The organism is Sulfitobacter sp. 1A13679, assembly GCF_043557115.1.
Classification (GTDB): Bacteria; Pseudomonadota; Alphaproteobacteria; order Rhodobacterales; family Rhodobacteraceae; genus Sulfitobacter; species Sulfitobacter faviae.
The window spans coordinates 40,620-56,464 of sequence record NZ_JBIFFO010000014.1 but is presented as its reverse complement, the minus strand read 5'-3'; the positions used below and the strand labels follow the sequence as shown (position 1 = coordinate 56,464).

The window sequence follows — 15,845 nt, the reverse complement described above, 5'->3', positions numbered from 1 at the left end:
CTTCGGGTGAAGCATACAACAGGCGAATCTGGCGAAAATGAGCCGATAACGTGCCCTAGCGTCACTTTCGGCCAAAATCACTTCACAGCGCCGTGAATGGGACGCGGTTTAGAAAACCGTCCGCTTTGCGTTCAACGCGGGGGCGTCCATCCTGTTCCGCCCCTTGCGCGCCGCCACCAACCCTTCGGCATGGCCAAGGATCGCTCCAGCCGTGAGCCAAGTAAGCGGCGTCAGCGTGGCATTAAGCAACATGTCCATCATGGTAATGCCAAGGATCAAAAGCAGCGGTGCCAGCCATGGGGATAGGCCCGCATCGCCCATCCGGTAGAGGTGCAGCCCCACGAGGATGATCGGCAGCGCCAGAAGGCCCATCTCACATAGGTAGCCCAGCCAGCCGAAAGTGCCGAAAACGATGATCCAGCGGCCATCGGGGATCGACAGGATATTGCCGTTCGTCGCATCGCGGATCAGGTTGCGCCCCCATCCGCCCCAGCCGAACCACGGTTTCTCGGCGGCCCGCGCCAGCAGTTGCTCTTCGTTCATAAAGCGGTAGCCAAGCGATTGCGCCCGGTCCGCGCTGATCGCCTCGGCCTGTGCAAGGATCGCATCGAGCGGCACCAGACCGGCATTGCGCAGCATCGGATAGATCACCGCCACGATGGCAAAGACCACCGCCAGACGGATCTGCCACCGCGCCGGGGTCAGCAGCACCATCGGCACCAAAAGAAGCGCATAGGCCAGCGAGGCAAGGCTTTTGCACAGCAGCAGAACCACGGCGAGATAGCCCGCCAGCAAGAGCATCTTCCAGCGGTCGATCACTGGGGTCTGCCGCGCCAGCGCCACCGCCGACAGCAGCGCGATACACATAAACAACGCCAGCCACAGCGCATGGGGAAGGAACACGATGGGGCGAAAGCCCCCATTGCGCATCATCTGTTCAAAGGAGTGCTGGAAGAACCCGTAGATCCATGTGTTGAGCTGCGGTGAGAACCGGATCTCGAACAGCGAAGGCACGGAGTAGATCACCCCGCCAACCATGAAGGCCAAGAGCAATTCCCGCAGCCCGTTTTCATCCGCAAGGAACTGCCGCGCCAGCAGGAAGGGCACCAGCATCAGCACCTGCCCGATCAGCACCGAGCCGATGTCACGGATCGAAAGCCCCGGCAGCGTGTCGACGGGGAAAAGGATCGGCTCAAAGCCGCGGATCGACTGAAACAGGATCGGATCGCCGTTGGTCAGCACCGTGGGCACCGCCGAAAAGACCAGCCCCAGCACCAAAAGCCCCGCCAGACGCGAAGTGGGCCAAAGCTGCAATTTCTCCTGCGTGCCCAGCCAGATGATCAGCAAGACGCTCAGGTTCGGGATCGACACTTTGTCGAGCCCCGGCACCAGCGGCAGGTTGAACTCCGCCAGCGGGGGCAGGAACAGATAGCCGCCGAGGATCGACCAGATCAGCGCCCGCTGGAGCGGCAGGTTGCGAAACAGGGCCAGACAGACGAAGGGCCAGATCAGCAACATCAGATAGGCGACGGGATTTGGCATGACGTCCTTCGCGAAAGCCGCGTCGGGGCGCGGCAGGATGGGGCCGGGCGAAAATACCATCTGGCCCCAGCCCTGTCATCCCGCTAGTTTTGCGGCAGGTTCACTTTGGCGCGGGCGTGTTTGATAGATGGCACATGAAATCAATGGGATAGAGTGCGAAGCTTATGCTTCTTTGCCTGCCAGCGTCGGTGCGACAGCGGAAGGCGCGGCATGAAGTATGGCACGGGCACTGCCGCCGTGGAGGTCAATGTGGCGACGCGGGCCGCATTGTTTCAGGCCCTGCGCGCCCGCTTTGCCACGGATCAGGGATTCGCCCTTGCCACGCTCAACCTCGACCATCTGACCAAATTGCCCCGCGATGCGGGCTTCGCCGCCGCCTATCGCGCGCAGGATTTCATCGTGGCCGATGGCCGCCCCGTGGTCTGGCTTTCGCAACTCGCCAACCAGCCGGTCGAGCTGATGCCCGGCTCCGATCTGATCCTGCCGCTTTGCGAATTGGCCGCCGCGCACTCGCTGCCTGTCGCCTTTTTCGGCAGCGATAAAGACGCGCTGCAAGGGGCCGCAGTGGCCCTGCGGACCCGCCTGCCGGGGTTGGAGATTTGCCATATCGCCGCCCCGCACATGGGCTTTGACCCAGAAAGTGCCGGGGCGGATACCGCCCTGCGGCAGATCGCCCAGAGCGGCGCCCGCCTTTGTTTTCTCGCCCTTGGCGCGCCTAAGCAAGAGATCCTTGCCGCACGCGGGCGCGACATCGCGCCGGGGGTTGGCTTTGCCTCGATCGGGGCGGGGTTGGACTTCCTCGCCGGGCGGCAGCGCCGCGCGCCGAAATGGATGCGGATGCTGGCTTTGGAGTGGCTTTGGCGGGCTATGCAAAGCCCGGCGCGGATGGTGCCGCGCTATGCCCGTTGTTTCGCGATCCTCCCGCGCCTGACGCTTGAGGCTTGGCGGGCGCGCTAGCCCTCAGCGGTATTCGATGATCCGCCCGTCGCGGCGCATGTGGTATTTGAGCACGCCCAAGGCTTCGGGGAATTTGCCCAGCAGGGTGAAGAAGCCCCAAGCCACCCCGCCCCGCCGCATCAACCGCAACAGTTGCAGCGGATAAAGCAATGCCAGCCCAAGCCCGGCCCAAGGGAGCACCAGCGCCAAGAGCAGGATCACGGCGGGCAGAAGCGCCCCCCAGAGCAGCGCGCGGCGCGTTTCGGCCACCCAATGCCGATCCGGCCCGCGGCCATGTAGCGCGTCTCCTTCGGCAAAGGCATGGCCCGCCCGCAGGCTGCGCCGCCACCACTGACCGACCTTAGTGATCTGCGCGTCATGCCATGTCATCTCGGCGTCGAGCCGCCATATCTGCCAGCCCGCGCGGCGCAGCCTTTGGCAAAGCTCCGGCTCTTCCCCGGCGATCATCTCGGCCCGGTAGCCGCCCACGGCGCGCAGCGCGTCCAACCGCATCAGCGCGTCACCGCCACAGGCAAGCGCCTCGCCTACGGGCGTATCCCACTCGCGGTCGATCAGCCTGTTGTAGACAGAGGCCTCGGGGCTTTCCTCACGCCGCCTGCCGCAGACCACGGCGACCTGCGGATGAGCGCTCAGATGGGCCTCCGCCACCGCCAGCCAACCGTCTCGCAGGATGCAATCCCCGTCGAGGAACTGCACCAGCGTGATCCCTTCATCCAATGCCGCCATGCCTGCATTGCGCGCCCGCGCGGCGGTGAAGGGCTGCTGCATGTCCAGCTCGACCACCTCGGCCCCCAGTCCCCGCGCCATGGCGACCGAGCCATCGGTCGAGCCGCTGTCGACATAGACGATCTGCGCCACCTGCCCTGCCAGTCCTTGCAAGGACCGCTCCAACCGCGCGCCCTCATTCCGGCCGATGACGACGGCACCGATACTCATGCGGCATGCTCTTCACGCCAAGCGGCGACATGGGCGCTATAGGCCTCCGACGGCACCAGAAAGCCCGCGCGATAGAGAAGTTCGACCCGGTTCCAGCGCCGCGCGTCCAGCGAGAAGAGCGAGACATCAGGGTTCTGCCCGATCACCGCCATCCGCCGCGCGTCTTCGCCATGAGACAGGTTGCCCGCGCCCAGCGTTTCGGCATCCCGCGCGGCGGCGTCATTGGCGAATTTATAGTGTTTGATCACCGCCGTCATATCCGCCACCCGCACCCCCGAAGAGAGATGCGGATGCGGCGCGGGCGTGACCTCTGGCCCGTTGAAAATCAGCGGATGTTTCGTCAGACAGCAGTCTTCGCCAAAGACCTTGCCACGCACGCCGCCGAAGGCGAATTTCACCGCCTTGTTGGATAGCGCATTGTCGGCCAGCAGGGCGGAGAACGGAATCTCCGGGCTGTGGTAATCGATTTTGCGCACCGCGCTGATGTCGTAATAGAGGAAGGATTGCAGCGCCTGTTTGTAGGGCATCCCCGCCGCCGCCGCGAGGCTGGTTTTTGGAAACATCTCAAGCATCTGCGCGGCCAAGGCGGTATAGCCTTGCCGGTCGAGATAGGTGGTCAGCCCCTTGATGCCGATCTGGCTGCGCCCTTCGAAATCGAAAATCTCGTCCATATCGACATAGAGACACCAGCGGTCCTTGCCATAGGTCTGCGCGGGGTATTGGCGGATCAGGTCTTCGTATTCGGCCAACGGCAGGGTGCAACGGTCGATCACCGTGCCCTTTTGGGCTTTGATCCGGGCGATGGTGTCATCACGTGAGCCGTTGTCGATAAAGACGAAATGCTGCACCCCCATCGCGCGGTAATGGCGAAAGAAAGCGTCGAGGTAATAGCTGCCGTCGCGCACCAAGGCGATCAGTACCACCTCGCCCGGGGCGGTGTCGAGTTTGCTCGGCCCATGCAAATGCTGCAAGGAGGCGGCAAAGCGCGCGCGGCGGCGGGCGTTGTGCAGGCGTTGGCGCAGGCGGCGGAACAGATGCAGGGGCGATTTCATGCCCTTGTGATACGCCAGCCGACCTGCGCGGTCCACTGTCCCCGTGCCCTTCCGCCCCGGCCCGCAGCGCCCCCGAGCGATTAGCCGCCGCCCTTTTCGGCAGGCGCGGCGACCATCCCGCCCCCCGCGCGCAAGGCCGGGTCAAAGAAGGTATGCCGCGCCCGGCCTGCGTGTTTCGAGGCATAGAGCGCAGCATCGGCATTGGCCAAGACCACGTCGCGCGATCGCCGGTCCCCCCGCTGAATCCAGACCGTGCCGATGCTGGCCGAGACTTTGCAGACCTCGCCCTTGAAATGAATGGGCTCTTCGAGCCGGTCGATGATCCGCTGGCCGATCCCGCGCAGGATGCCCTCGCTGCGCACATCGGGCAGCACCACGGTGAACTCATCCCCGCCCAAACGCACCACCATATCAGAGCTGCGCGTCTCTTGCTGCATGATGTGGGCGACGACTTGCAGCACATGATCGCCCGCCGCATGGCCCAAACGGTCGTTCACCGCTTTGAAATAGTCGAGATCGACATGCATCACGGCAAACCCCTCACCGGCGGTGATCAACCTCTCCAGCACCGCGTTGAGCGCGCGCCGGTTTTTCAGCCCCGTCAGCGTATCGGTAAAGGCCTGTTCCTCCGCCGCGATCCGCGCCTCTTGCAGGCGCAGGTTCAAACGGCGCGAGGCTTCCATCGCGGCGGATTTCGCCTCCATCAGGTACAACATCTCGATCGCCAGATCGGTAGCGGCGAAATCGGCATTGGTCAGCGCATAGTCCTGCACCCCGTCGAAAATCGAAATCCCGAAAGAGAGGTTCACGATCAAACGCCGATCCCCCAGCGGCACCAGCAGGCCCTTCAACTCGGTCCGCGGCGCATCGCGAAAAGCGAGGTGCAGCTTGACCCCTGCCGCCCGGCACAGGTCCTCCATCCCCGCTATGCCACGGGGCCGTTTGACGGTGACCGTATCCAGAAACCGCCGCCCCGCCAGCGGCGCCTGCGGGCGCAACTTCTGGATCGTGGGCCCAGCGTGGCGGATTCTGCCGCTGGCCGAGAGCAGCAGATGCATCGGGCAAAGCTTGTCCAGAACCGCCGGATCGTGGCCTGCGCCATTCATGCCCGCGCCCCAAGCTCAAACCGGCGCCCTTCCGAGAATTCGGCCTCGACCAGAATGATCTTCAACGCTTCGACGCCTTCGGACCGCCCGCAATGCTCCAGCAGCACGAGCGCGCCATAGTCATCGGCCATGGCCCGCAGTACCCCCATCATCAGATAGCCGTAGCCCACAAGCGGTGCCTCACAAATCAGGGAATACTGGCCATCAGGGTCTTCGCGCAGTTCGACCGGGGGCAGATGCAGTTCCGACAGGGCAAGGCGGGTTCGGTCCGGCAGATCGTCGAGCGATTGCAGAAAATCGCTGAAGCTGACCCCGCCGAAGCGCAGCAAGCGCCGCACGGCCTCATAGCCCGGCTGCGCCACGAGGAAGGTGCCGACATCCTCCATCACCTCGGCCAGGGGCCGGTCCAGCACGGCACAGACCGCTTCGAGCACCGCCGGGGTGACGTGATCCGGATAGGTCAGCATCGCCTCGAATTCGGTGAAATCCAACCCGGCCCGCGCGGCCACATCGGCCCAGAGCCTCTGCCCGTAGTTCGCGCAAAAGTAGTTTTGAATGCTGCGGTTGATAAGCCCGTGCATGATTGCCTCATTCCCATTTTCCCAACCCCAGATTGCGGGGGCAGTGGTTAAGATTGACCTGATGAATACAGTTGTCGGGAAATTGCCTTGGTCCCGGCCCGCGCCGCGCGCGGAACCGCCGCTATATGCTGCGCGTTCGGTAAAGGAAGAAGAGGCGATGCCCCGTCTCTCCCCAGCCTGAGGAGACTTTTCATGAGCGATGATCCCAAACACCCCAAGGACGAGAACAAGACACCGCCCAAGAAACCTCAAGAAGACCTGCACCGCCCCGAGGCCACATTGGACGAAGCCCCCGCCGGCAGCCCCAACGCCGAAGAACGCTCGCGGCTTTCGGATTGATGCATTGGGTCCGACCACGGGATCGGACCTTTGACCGACCAAGGCGGCCAAGAAGGGTTACGCAACATGAACAATGACGTCACAGCGCCCCGGCAGCACAGCGCGCCGGGGTTTATGGTCTGTCTGGGCTGGGTGGCCATCCTTGGCTGTGTGATATTCGCCGTATCGATCCTGATCGCGGATTTCGTGGTGCCGGATCACGATTGGATCGCCGACACGATCAGCGATCTGGGCGCGGGACGGTATGAGTTCATCGTCGACATCGGCATCTATGCCTTCTCCGCCGCGCTCATCGCCTGCGCCCTGCTTTGCGCCCATGTGCATTTCGGCGACCGCTGGTGGAGCATCGCCACCATCGGGCTCGCCCTGCTGGGGCTCATCGTCTTTCTGGTGGGCGCGCGCAACGAATACGGAGACCGCGATTCCGACGGTGTGGTGATCCATATCTATCTGGTCTACGCGCTCGGCCTGATCATGCTCGCCGTGCCTTGGCTGCTGTCGCGGGGATTCGCCGATATCTCAAGCTTCCTTGCCAAATCGCTCAAGGTGATCTCGCTCCTCTGGCTGGTCTCGGCCCCGCCGTTCTTTTTTCTGCCCACCGGCATTGATGGCGTCTATGAGCGCTATCTGGGCCTGATTGCCATGGCGATGGTGGTGCTTCTGGGGCGGTTCTTTATCCAACGTGGCCGGGCATTGAACGGGGGCATGGCTGATGTTCTTTGATCACGTCCCGCTGGATATCCTCGCCCGCGCGCTGCTGCTTTCGGCCATTGCGCTGACTTGGGTGATCATCGTTGTCCGGGTCATCGGGCTGCGCACCTTTTCAAAAATGACCGCTTTTGACTTTGTCGCCACGGTCGCCACCGGCTCGCTGCTTGCCGGCGCCTGTCAGGCCACCACTTGGCCGGAGTTCGCCCAGCCGACCTTGGCCATCTCAGCCCTGCTCGGCGCACAATTCGTCATCGCGAAGATACGGCAGGCTTCCGACAGCTTCGAGCAGGCCGTGCAGAACGAACCCGTGATCCTGATGCGGGAAGGTGAGATTTTCGATGCCGCCCTCAGCGAGACCCGCGTCGCGCGCGCCGATCTGATCGCCAAGTTGCGAGAGGCCAATGCACTGCGCTTCTCTGATGTGCGCGCCGTGGTCTTGGAGACCACGGGCGATATTTCGGTCCTGCATGGCGATACCCTCGAAGAGGGGCTGCTCGAAGGCGCGCGCATGGTCGAAAAATAAAGCGCCCTCAGGCCAAGCGCTGCGCCAGATGGCCGATATCCGGCAAGACCAGATCGGCGTATGGGGCGAGGTCTTCCGCCGTGGCGGGGCCGGTCAGCACCGCGACCCGCAGCATCCCCGCCACCCGCGCGGCCTCCAGATCATGAACGCTGTCCCCGATCATCGCGATTGAGGCAGCAGGCAGGTCTACATGCGCAGCAAAGGCGTGCAACTGCCCCGGCGAAGGCTTGCCCCCATGCCCGCTGTCGAACCCCGCAATGAAGTCGAACATATCGACCACCCCCGCCGCCAGCAGATGGGCCCGCGCGGGGTGTTCGGCATCGTTCGTCGCCACGCCAAGGGGCAGGCCCCGGTCGCGGAGCCCTTGCAGAAACGGTCGCAGCGGCACCGCCTCGCGCTGTGGCGCGGCGCTGGCTTCGGCATTGATGATGCCCAACAGATCCACTGGCAGCCGGTCTGGAAAATGCGGGGCCAAGGCATCGACCACCTCCTGCGGCGTGCCGGCGATGGCGATGCTGTCCGGGGCGAAACGGCGTGTGGCGAGGTCAAAGCCGATGCCCGCGCCCACCCGTGCGGCCAGCTCGCGATCCCCCTCACAGACCCGCAGCAAGAAGGCCTCGGCCCAAGGCTCCCACGTCGCGGCAAAGTCGAAAAGCGTGCCGTCCTTGTCGAACAGCAGCGCTTTAACATTTCTTAAGTCCAATGCACCTGCTCCCCCCCGGGCAGCGCCGCGCGGGCTTGCATGATCCGCTCATAGGGGATCGCGAGATGATCGCAAAACCCGATCACCCAAGCATCGTCCATCATCAGGAAATCCAGCACGGCGCCCAGAAAAATAGGGTCGCTGGCCTGTGTTTTGAGGTCCGCCTCAGAGGCGCCGGTGCTGCCCAGAAACACCGGCAACAGATCATCATTCGCCGCCAGCCAGCCCAGCGCCTGAAGCGCCAAAGTCTCAGCGGTGTCTTGGGTATAGGACATTGGAAAACCGTCTTTTGCTGAAGGTTGGAAACCCTTTGTTAACCATTAGGGGGCAAAGACTCTCGCATCAAACTGATTTGTACGGTGAAGGAGTTGTCGTGCAAGGGACCATCCTTATTGCAGATGCGATCGCGACCAATCGCATCGCCCTCAAGGTCAAGCTTTGTGCGGCATACTATCACGTCGTTCAGGCCGAAGACATGGAAGAGGCTTTGGCCTGCCTGCGGGAAAACCCGCCGGATCTGGTGATCTGCGCGCTGACATTGCCGGGTGGCGGGGCGGCTGATCTCTGTCGCGTGCTCAAAGCCACTCCCGATACCGCGCAGCTACCGGTTTTGGCCATCGGGAATAGCGATCAGGCCGTGGATCGCTTTACCGCGCTCGAAGCGGGGGTGAGCGATGTGCTGCTGAAACCGCTCGATTGCACGTTGCTGTTGGGCCGGACCCGCAGCCTCATCCGCGCCCGCAATGCGGCGGACGAATGGGAAATGCGCGAGGATACGACCCGCGCGCTAGGGCTGGCGGAGCCTGCGGCGGAATTCACCGTCCGCAGCCACTGTGTGATCATCCATTCCGACAGCGCGGTAAGCGTGAACTGGGCGAAACAACTCCGCCCTCAATTGCGCGCGCGCCTCACCCTCGCCAATCCGGAGGAGGCCATTCGCGCCGCCGCCGCCAACGGACCGCCCGACGCATTCGTTTTGGTTCTGCCAAAAGACCCCGTGCCCGCCACGGCAGCCTTGCGTCTGATCTCGACGCTCCGGGCCAACGCCCAGACCCGCCACACCGGGCTGCTGGTGGTGCAGCTGGCCCCGGATGCGGCGCTTGCCGCCACCGCCCTTGATCTAGGGGCGGATGATTTGATGACCGAAGGTTTCAACCCGGCGGAAATGGCGCTGCGCCTGCATGCGATCTTGCGCCGCAAGCGAATGACGGACCAACTGCGCGACACGGTGCGCACGGGGCTGAAGGCCGCCGTTTTCGACCCGCTGACAGGGCTGCACAACCGCCGCTATGCCCTGCCCCATCTGGACCATATCGCGGAACATGCCGTTGCGACCGCCCGCCCCTTTTCGGTGATGGTCGCCGATCTGGACCACTTCAAAGGCATCAATGACCGTTACGGCCATGCCGCGGGGGATTCCGTTCTGATGCAAACGGCGGAAAGGCTGCGCAACAACCTGCGTGGCATGGACCTTGTGGCCCGGATCGGGGGGGAGGAATTTCTGATCGTCATGCCCGGCACCGGCCTTGCGGATGCAGAGAAGACGGCGGCGGCCATCTGTGCCGATATCGGCAATCGCGGCTTTGTCGTTCCCGGCACGCCCCAGCCGATCCATGTGACCATCAGCATCGGTCTTTCCGTCGGCCCAGTGGAAGAGGAAGGCCACCCGCTGTCAGCCGAAGCCTTGATGGCGCGGGCGGATCGGGCGCTTTACACGGCAAAAACCCATGGCCGGAACCGGGTGAACCTGAGCCGCCCCGCGGCCTGAGGTTCGGACAGGCGGGGCGCGTTGCCGCTGGAAGGTGGGTCACTTTGACTGTCTTCATGAGCGGGGGGGGGCTGATCGGACCTCTGCCTCTGCCTCTGCCTCTGCCTCTGCCTCTGCCTCTGCCTCTGCCTCTGCCTCTGCCTCTGCCAAGAAGCACGAGACAACAGCAACGAAACTTCAACCAAAGATTGCACTTGCAACAAAGCTTCCTTAACGTAACGCAATGCAACAGGATCGGCCCCTCATCGGAATAGCCCTCATGATGGGCTTCTGCATCGTCGCCCCCGTGGGCGATGCGGTGGCCAAATTGCTGGGCGCTTCGGTTCCCCTGGGGCAGGTGGTGCTGCTCCGCTTTGCCATTCAGGCGCTGATCCTGATCCCCATCGTCTGGTACTCTGGGCGCATCTGGCGGATGCGGGGCCGGGTGTTACGGCTCACCTTTCTACGCACCCTTTTGCATATGGCGGGCATCGCGGCGATGTTCACCGCGCTGAAATACCTGCCCCTCGCCGATGCGGTCGCCATCGCATTCGTCATGCCCTTTTTCATGCTGCTGCTCGGCAAGTTCATCCTGAACGAAGAGGTCGGCCCCAGACGTTTGGGCGCGAGCATCGTAGGCTTTCTCGGCACGCTTTTGATCGTACAGCCGAGCTTTGCCAATGTCGGCTGGCCCGCGCTGCTGCCCGTCGTCGTGGCGGTCGTCTTTTCTTTCTTCATGCTGGTGACGCGCCAGATCGCGAAAGAAACCGATCCGATCAGCCTGCAGGCCGTCAGTGGGGTCATGGCGGTGGTGATGATCCTGCCGCTCCTTGCGCTTGGCACCAAGACACAGATTGCGCCGCTTCGGCTCATCCAACCCGATGCGCTCGACTGGACCCTCCTGCTCGGGATCGGGGTGCTGGGCACGGTAGCGCATCTTCTGATGACCTGGTCCCTGCGTTTTGCCCCCTCGGCCACCTTGGCGCCGATGCAATATCTGGAAATTCCCTTTGCCACGCTGCTTGGGCTGCTGATCTTTTCCGACCTGCCCAACCCACTGGCGGGCCTTGGCATTCTGATCACCGTCGGCGCGGGGCTCTACATCGTCATGCGCGAGCGGGCCACGGCGCGTGCTCTGGCCGCAGCAGTTGCGCCACCAGTGGCGCCATAAGACGGCGCGGCAGAATCAGCAGTATATCCGGGCCATCGATCTCAAGCGTGACCGGCCCCAAGGCGCGGTTCGACGTGCCGATCCGGCCACCCGGCGCGAAATCCAGCCCGTCGATCGGCCATTCCAACCCTTGGCTGCGCCCCGTCACCGGGGCCAGAGGCATGAGTGAGACGACATCGCCCACCGCCGTCGGCAGCGTGATCCGCGGTGGGGCCAGTAGCACGATCTCATGCGCGCCCAACAGGATGCAGGAGCGATACGGATGGGTGGCGAGCGTGTTGAAAGCCGCAAGCTGATGATCCAACCGCGCCCCGGTAAAGCCGACCCCGAGCACCAGCGGCGCGTCGATCCGGGTCAGCGCCTTGTCGAAATCGGTGCTCTCTTGCTCGGCGATGCGGTGGCGCCGCGCGGCCGGGATTTGGGCCAAGACCTCTGCCGGGGCGGAATCCAGATCGCCGATGACCGCGGCCAGTTCCACCCCCGCCGCCACGCCCACCGCAGCCCCGCTATCCGCCGCCACGCAGGTCGGGGCCAGCGCCAGCGCCGCTTCAATGTCCCCTGCAAAGACCTCTCCGCCGCCGAGCAGCGTGACTGGCCCCTCCTCCCTTACGATATGCTCTGAAGCGGTCAATTAATGCCCCTTTTGGAAATCTGCCTTAATCTTGCCTTGAAATCATACGTTGAATGGCACAGATTCGAGCCGCTTTGGTCTTGGACATCGTGGTAAACGATACCTGCAACACCGCAGAGGACGAGCATCCGATGATGAACAGCAACAAAATCTTGACGGTCTCCTATGGCACTTTTTCGTGCACGCTGGAAGGCTTCGACGATTCCTTCGGCACGATGAAGGCCATTGCCGAGTATTTCCGCGATTTGGCCTCGGATGACCGCTACTTCGGTGCCGAACCACCGCAACCCGATGCCGAGATGCTCGCCCGGATCGCGCAGCGCGAAGTATCCCGCCGGGTGCAAGCCCGCGAGCAAGAAGGCAAGATCGTACTGAGTGCGCTGGAGAACCAGAGCGCCGAAGCTCCGGCCCAAGCGCCCCCCGCGGCGGCTCAGGCCGAGGCCGCAGCGCCGCAAGCCCCCGTCGCAGCACAGCCTGCGCCGGTAGAGGAAGAGGCCCCCGCCCCCCTCAAGGCCGAGATCGCCGACACCGCCGCAGTGGAAGCGCCCGCCACGCCGGAACCCCAGATCGCAGAGACCGCTGAAGAGCCCGCGCCTGCCGAAGAGCCTGCACCGGCTGCCGAGGCCGAGGACACCAGCGAAGCCGAAGCCTTCTTTGCCGCCAGCCCGCAGCCGCAGACTCAGTTCGAGGACGAAGCGCAGGAAGCCAGCGTCGAAGAGCTGCCCGCCGCGAGTGCCGCTCCTGCCGACAGCATCGCCGCGAAATTGCAGCGCATCCGCGCCGTCGTCGCCCAGCAGGACGAAGACGAAGCGGCTGGCTATGACGAAGAAGAAGCCGCGCCCGTGGCCCGCGCCACCGCCGAAACGCAAGCAGCGCCGGAAGAGAGCCAAGCCGCCATCGCCGCCGCCCGCCGTGACATCGAAGACGCGCTGGAGGCCGATGAAGCGACCGAAATGGCGCAGGAGGCTGCGGAGGATGAGGACGACGATCTCGCCGATATCCTCAACCGGCTTGAGGCCGAAGAGGAAGATGAGGCCGAAAGCGCCGAGACCGACGAGAGCCTGTTCGACGCCGAGGCCGATGAGCAGCCTGAGGCCGAAGCCCAAGCCGAAGCCGCACCGGAAATCGACGCCGCCGACCTGCCGCGCAAAGGGCGCGTGATCAAGGTCAAGCGCGCGCATCTCGAAGCCGCCGTGGCGCGGGGCGATCTCGAAGAGGTCTCGGACCCGGCACCGCAAGAGGCGCCTGCCGCGAAGACAGATGAAAAGCGCAGCTCTTCCCTGTCGCCCGAGGATGAAGACGAGCTGGCCCGCGAATTGGCCGCTTTGGAAGCCGAACTCGGTGCCGCCGCCCCGGAAGAGGCTGAAGAGACGCCTGCGCCTGCGGTTGAAATGGCCGAGCCGGAAGCGGCGCCTGCTCAGGAAGAGTCCGAAGAGGTCGAAGCCGCAGCGGAGCCAGTCGAAGAGCAGCCCGAGCCTGCGCAAGCGGCCCGTCACAGCCTGCCCACCATCGACGATGAGACCGGCCCCGACATGTCGCGCCTGATGGCGGAAACCGACAGCAAGATGGACGAGGCCGAAAGCACCACGCGCCGCGATGCCTTTGCCCACCTGCGCGCCGCCGTGGCCGCCAAGAAAGCCGACGAAGCAATGGGGGGCCGCGCCACCACCGCGACCTCGGATGACGCCTACCGCGAAGACTTGGCCGATGTGGTCCGCCCGCGCCGCCCCGTCACCCGCCCGGCCCGGACCGAGCGGCCCAAGGCCGATGCCCGCTCCGCGCCGCTGAAACTGGTGGCCGAACAGCGCATCGATGTCGACAAGCTGCGCAGCGCGGGCCCCGTGCGTCCGCGCCGAGTGGCCGCCGTGGTCGAGCCGGTCAAAACCAACCCCGATGCCGAAAGCTTTGCCGATTTCGCCGCCGACATGGGTGCCACCAAACTGCCCGAACTGCTTGAGGCGGCGGCATCATACATGTCTTTCGTCGAGGGGCGTGACCAATTCTCTCGCCCGCAGTTGATGGGCAAGGTCCGCTCGATCGGCCTGCCGGATTTCACCCGCGAAGACGGGTTGCGCTCCTTCGGTCAACTGCTGCGCGCAGGTAAGATCGAAAAGATCAAAGGCGGGCGTTTCACCGTCTCGGATGAGATCGGCTACCGCCCCGATCACCGCGCTGTGGGTTAAACCACGGCCCTCCGCCAGATACGAAAAAGCGCCCCGCGGGGCGCTTTTTTATTGGGTTTTAACGATCGTCTTCCGCATCGGGGTCGGCCTGTCCGATGCCCCGAAAGACAAATTTGAACGGCAGCGCCCAGACGATGCCAAGGGCGACATAGATGCCAAGCTCAAGCAGCACCGGCGGGCGGTCGAACTGGGCCACCGTCCAGACCGCCACAGCGATATAACTCGGCAGCCCGATCAGCAGGATCACCAGCGCCCAACGGCGGCGCGCCTTGTAGCTCAGCGCCATCAGATCAGTCCGCGAAAGGGTCGGTCACCAGAATGGTGTCCTCCCGCTCCGGCGAGGTCGAGACGAGGGCCACGGGGCATTGGATCAACTCTTCGACCCGGCGCACATATTTGATCGCATTGGCCGGAAGATCGGCCCAGCTGCGCGCGCCTTCGGTCGATTCGGACCAGCCTGGCAGCTCTTCGTAGATCGGCGTGCACCGGGCTTGCTGCTCGGCGGCGGTGGGCAGGTAGTCCAGCCGTTCGCCGTCCAACTCATAGCCCACGCAGACCTTCAGCGTCTCGAAGCCGTCAAGCACGTCAAGCTTGGTCAGACAGATGCCAGTGATGCCGGAGGTGGCGCAGGTCTGGCGCAGCAGCGCCGCGTCGAACCAACCACAGCGACGCTTGCGCCCGGTGGTGGTGCCGAACTCATGGCCGCGCTCGCCCAGACGTTGACCATCCGCATCTTCAAGCTCGGTCGGGAAGGGGCCTTCGCCGACGCGGGTGGTGTAAGCCTTCACGATGCCCAACACATAGTCGATGGCGGTGGGGCCAAGGCCCACACCGGTCGCCGCTTGCCCCGCGATCACGTTTGAGGAGGTGACGAAGGGATAGGTGCCAAAGTCGATATCCAAAAGCGCGCCCTGTGCCCCTTCGAAAAGGATGCGCTTGCCCGCCTTGCGCTTCTCGGCCAGCACCTTCCAGACGGGGGCGGCGAAACGCAGGATTTTCGGTGCGATTTCTTGCAGTTGCGCGATCAGCGCGTCGCGGTCGATGGCCTCGACGCCCAGCCCCTTGCGCAGCGGGTCGTGGTGCTGCAGCGCGCGGTCGACGCGGGCCTCCAATGTCGCGGCGTCGGCCAGATCGGCCACGCGGATGGCGCGGCGGCCAACCTTGTCCTCATAGCACGGCCCGATGCCGCGCCCGGTGGTGCCGATCTTGGTGCCCTTGCTCGCCGCCTCTTCGCGGGCGCGGTCAAGCTCGCCGTGGAACGGCAGGATCAGCGGCGTGTTTTCCGCGATCATCAGGTTCTCGGGGTTGATCTTAACCCCCTGCCCTTCGATCGTCTCGATCTCTTTCAGCAGGTGCCACGGGTCCAGCACCACGCCATTGCCGATGACAGACAGCTTGCCGCCGCGCACCACGCCCGAAGGCAGCGCATGCAGCTTGTAGACCTTGCCGTCGATGACCAGAGTGTGGCCCGCGTTATGCCCGCCTTGGAAGCGTGCGATCACATCGGCGCGTTCGCTGAGCCAGTCAACGATCTTGCCTTTTCCCTCGTCACCCCATTGGGCGCCGACAACGACGACATTGGCCATGATATATTCCTTTGCGATGTCCCGCGCCCGTATAGCGACAGTGGCAGGCGTGTGAAACTCGAAAAAACGCGGGAGCG

The 15,845-nt window shown here is 64.1% G+C and carries 17 protein-coding genes; 7 read left to right on the top strand and 10 right to left on the bottom strand.

Annotated features, from left to right (window positions below):
• Positions 1 to 108 precede the first annotated feature (108 nt).
• Positions 109 to 1,602 (bottom strand): hypothetical protein, encoded by a 1,494-nt coding sequence (locus ACGYLA_RS12335; protein ID WP_394432778.1) that lies wholly within the window; start codon positions 1,600 to 1,602, stop codon positions 109 to 111.
• Between the two features lie 150 nt (positions 1,603 to 1,752).
• On the opposite strand from ACGYLA_RS12335, the gene ACGYLA_RS12330 reads away from it, so the two are divergent.
• The gene (locus ACGYLA_RS12330) at positions 1,753 to 2,499 is read left to right on the top strand and encodes a WecB/TagA/CpsF family glycosyltransferase (RefSeq protein WP_394432776.1); all 747 of its coding nucleotides are present in this window, start codon (positions 1,753 to 1,755) and stop codon (positions 2,497 to 2,499) included.
• 3 nt (positions 2,500 to 2,502) lie between these two features.
• On the opposite strand, the gene ACGYLA_RS12325 is transcribed toward ACGYLA_RS12330, so the two are convergent.
• The 4 genes from ACGYLA_RS12325 to ACGYLA_RS12310 all read right to left on the bottom strand — a co-directional run bounded on the left by ACGYLA_RS12325 (position 2,503) and on the right by ACGYLA_RS12310 (position 6,174).
• Positions 2,503 to 3,435 carry a glycosyltransferase family 2 protein gene (locus ACGYLA_RS12325; protein WP_394432774.1) on the bottom strand — a complete coding sequence of 311 codons (933 nt, stop codon included), beginning with the start codon at positions 3,433 to 3,435 and terminating at the stop codon, positions 2,503 to 2,505.
• Positions 3,432 to 4,487, bottom strand: a complete 1,056-nt coding sequence (locus tag ACGYLA_RS12320; RefSeq protein WP_394432772.1) for a glycosyltransferase family 2 protein — start codon at positions 4,485 to 4,487, stop codon at positions 3,432 to 3,434. The genes ACGYLA_RS12325 and ACGYLA_RS12320 overlap by 4 nt, the downstream gene beginning before the upstream one ends.
• An 80-nt stretch (positions 4,488 to 4,567) precedes the next feature.
• Positions 4,568 to 5,593 (bottom strand): diguanylate cyclase domain-containing protein, encoded by a 1,026-nt coding sequence (locus tag ACGYLA_RS12315; RefSeq protein ID WP_394432770.1) that lies wholly within the window; start codon positions 5,591 to 5,593, stop codon positions 4,568 to 4,570.
• Complete coding sequence (locus ACGYLA_RS12310) at positions 5,590 to 6,174, bottom strand: heme NO-binding domain-containing protein (RefSeq protein WP_394432767.1); 585 nt, start codon at positions 6,172 to 6,174, stop codon at positions 5,590 to 5,592. Before ACGYLA_RS12310 ends, ACGYLA_RS12315 begins: the two co-directional genes overlap by 4 nt.
• A 192-nt stretch (positions 6,175 to 6,366) precedes the next feature.
• Here ACGYLA_RS12310 and ACGYLA_RS12305 point away from each other — a divergent pair, with 192 nt between their 5' ends.
• The 3 genes from ACGYLA_RS12305 to ACGYLA_RS12295 all read left to right on the top strand — a co-directional run bounded on the left by ACGYLA_RS12305 (position 6,367) and on the right by ACGYLA_RS12295 (position 7,747).
• Complete coding sequence (locus ACGYLA_RS12305; RefSeq protein ID WP_156505607.1) at positions 6,367 to 6,513, top strand: hypothetical protein; 147 nt, start codon at positions 6,367 to 6,369, stop codon at positions 6,511 to 6,513.
• Between the two features lie 66 nt (positions 6,514 to 6,579).
• Positions 6,580 to 7,236: a DUF998 domain-containing protein gene (locus ACGYLA_RS12300; RefSeq protein WP_394432765.1), complete on the top strand. Its 657-nt coding sequence runs from the start codon at positions 6,580 to 6,582 to the stop codon at positions 7,234 to 7,236.
• Positions 7,226 to 7,747 carry a DUF421 domain-containing protein gene (locus tag ACGYLA_RS12295; protein ID WP_271687850.1) on the top strand — a complete coding sequence of 174 codons (522 nt, stop codon included), beginning with the start codon at positions 7,226 to 7,228 and terminating at the stop codon, positions 7,745 to 7,747. The genes ACGYLA_RS12300 and ACGYLA_RS12295 overlap by 11 nt, the downstream gene beginning before the upstream one ends.
• 7 nt (positions 7,748 to 7,754) lie before the next feature.
• Here ACGYLA_RS12295 and ACGYLA_RS12290 read toward each other — a convergent pair whose 3' ends face one another.
• Together ACGYLA_RS12290 and ACGYLA_RS12285 are read right to left on the bottom strand one after the other, a co-directional pair.
• Complete coding sequence (locus ACGYLA_RS12290) at positions 7,755 to 8,450, bottom strand: HAD family hydrolase (protein ID WP_394432763.1); 696 nt, start codon at positions 8,448 to 8,450, stop codon at positions 7,755 to 7,757.
• The gene (locus tag ACGYLA_RS12285; protein WP_271687853.1) at positions 8,441 to 8,725 is read right to left on the bottom strand and encodes a DUF3572 domain-containing protein; all 285 of its coding nucleotides are present in this window, start codon (positions 8,723 to 8,725) and stop codon (positions 8,441 to 8,443) included. The genes ACGYLA_RS12290 and ACGYLA_RS12285 overlap by 10 nt, the downstream gene beginning before the upstream one ends.
• A 98-nt stretch (positions 8,726 to 8,823) precedes the next feature.
• Here ACGYLA_RS12285 and ACGYLA_RS12280 point away from each other — a divergent pair, with 98 nt between their 5' ends.
• Positions 8,824 to 10,218, top strand: a complete 1,395-nt coding sequence (locus ACGYLA_RS12280) for a diguanylate cyclase (RefSeq protein WP_394432761.1) — start codon at positions 8,824 to 8,826, stop codon at positions 10,216 to 10,218.
• A 223-nt stretch (positions 10,219 to 10,441) separates the two neighbouring features.
• A complete protein-coding gene (locus tag ACGYLA_RS12275; protein WP_394432759.1) occupies positions 10,442 to 11,368 on the top strand; it encodes a DMT family transporter in 927 nt (308 codons plus the stop codon).
• On the opposite strand, the gene ACGYLA_RS12270 is transcribed toward ACGYLA_RS12275, so the two are convergent.
• The gene (locus tag ACGYLA_RS12270; RefSeq protein ID WP_394432757.1) at positions 11,304 to 11,999 is read right to left on the bottom strand and encodes a thiamine diphosphokinase; all 696 of its coding nucleotides are present in this window, start codon (positions 11,997 to 11,999) and stop codon (positions 11,304 to 11,306) included. The genes ACGYLA_RS12275 and ACGYLA_RS12270 overlap by 65 nt on opposite strands.
• Positions 12,000 to 12,052: 53 nt before the next feature.
• Between ACGYLA_RS12270 and ACGYLA_RS12265 the strand changes: the two genes are divergently transcribed.
• Positions 12,053 to 14,182 (top strand): hypothetical protein, encoded by a 2,130-nt coding sequence (locus tag ACGYLA_RS12265; protein WP_394432755.1) that lies wholly within the window; start codon positions 12,053 to 12,055, stop codon positions 14,180 to 14,182.
• Between the two features lie 58 nt (positions 14,183 to 14,240).
• Here the strand turns inward: ACGYLA_RS12265 and ACGYLA_RS12260 are convergent, their stop codons facing one another.
• Positions 14,241 to 14,468, bottom strand: coding sequence for a DUF2842 domain-containing protein (locus tag ACGYLA_RS12260; RefSeq protein ID WP_067262328.1), 228 nt, complete (start codon positions 14,466 to 14,468; stop codon positions 14,241 to 14,243).
• A gap of 4 nt (positions 14,469 to 14,472) precedes the next feature.
• Complete coding sequence (locus ACGYLA_RS12255; RefSeq protein ID WP_394432753.1) at positions 14,473 to 15,768, bottom strand: adenylosuccinate synthase; 1,296 nt, start codon at positions 15,766 to 15,768, stop codon at positions 14,473 to 14,475.
• Positions 15,769 to 15,845 lie beyond the last annotated feature (77 nt).

Excerpts from the sequence above, each read along its gene's own strand:
- ACGYLA_RS12305 (WP_156505607.1), top strand. The coding sequence starts at position 6,367 with ATGAGCGATGATCCCAAACACCCCAAGGACGAGAACAAGACACCGCCC.
- ACGYLA_RS12315 (WP_394432770.1), bottom strand. The coding sequence starts at position 5,593 with ATGAATGGCGCAGGCCACGATCCGGCGGTTCTGGACAAGCTTTGCCCG.
- ACGYLA_RS12310 (WP_394432767.1), bottom strand. The coding sequence starts at position 6,174 with ATGCACGGGCTTATCAACCGCAGCATTCAAAACTACTTTTGCGCGAAC.
- ACGYLA_RS12295 (WP_271687850.1), top strand. The coding sequence starts at position 7,226 with ATGTTCTTTGATCACGTCCCGCTGGATATCCTCGCCCGCGCGCTGCTG.
- ACGYLA_RS12330 (WP_394432776.1), top strand. The coding sequence starts at position 1,753 with ATGAAGTATGGCACGGGCACTGCCGCCGTGGAGGTCAATGTGGCGACG.
- ACGYLA_RS12255 (WP_394432753.1), bottom strand. The coding sequence starts at position 15,768 with ATGGCCAATGTCGTCGTTGTCGGCGCCCAATGGGGTGACGAGGGAAAA.
- ACGYLA_RS12275 (WP_394432759.1), top strand. The coding sequence starts at position 10,442 with ATGCAACAGGATCGGCCCCTCATCGGAATAGCCCTCATGATGGGCTTC.
- ACGYLA_RS12260 (WP_067262328.1), bottom strand. The coding sequence starts at position 14,468 with ATGGCGCTGAGCTACAAGGCGCGCCGCCGTTGGGCGCTGGTGATCCTG.
- ACGYLA_RS12265 (WP_394432755.1), top strand. The coding sequence starts at position 12,053 with ATGGCACAGATTCGAGCCGCTTTGGTCTTGGACATCGTGGTAAACGAT.
- ACGYLA_RS12325 (WP_394432774.1), bottom strand. The coding sequence starts at position 3,435 with ATGAGTATCGGTGCCGTCGTCATCGGCCGGAATGAGGGCGCGCGGTTG.
- ACGYLA_RS12285 (WP_271687853.1), bottom strand. The coding sequence starts at position 8,725 with ATGTCCTATACCCAAGACACCGCTGAGACTTTGGCGCTTCAGGCGCTG.
- ACGYLA_RS12320 (WP_394432772.1), bottom strand. The coding sequence starts at position 4,487 with ATGAAATCGCCCCTGCATCTGTTCCGCCGCCTGCGCCAACGCCTGCAC.
- ACGYLA_RS12335 (WP_394432778.1), bottom strand. The coding sequence starts at position 1,602 with ATGGTATTTTCGCCCGGCCCCATCCTGCCGCGCCCCGACGCGGCTTTC.
- ACGYLA_RS12300 (WP_394432765.1), top strand. The coding sequence starts at position 6,580 with ATGAACAATGACGTCACAGCGCCCCGGCAGCACAGCGCGCCGGGGTTT.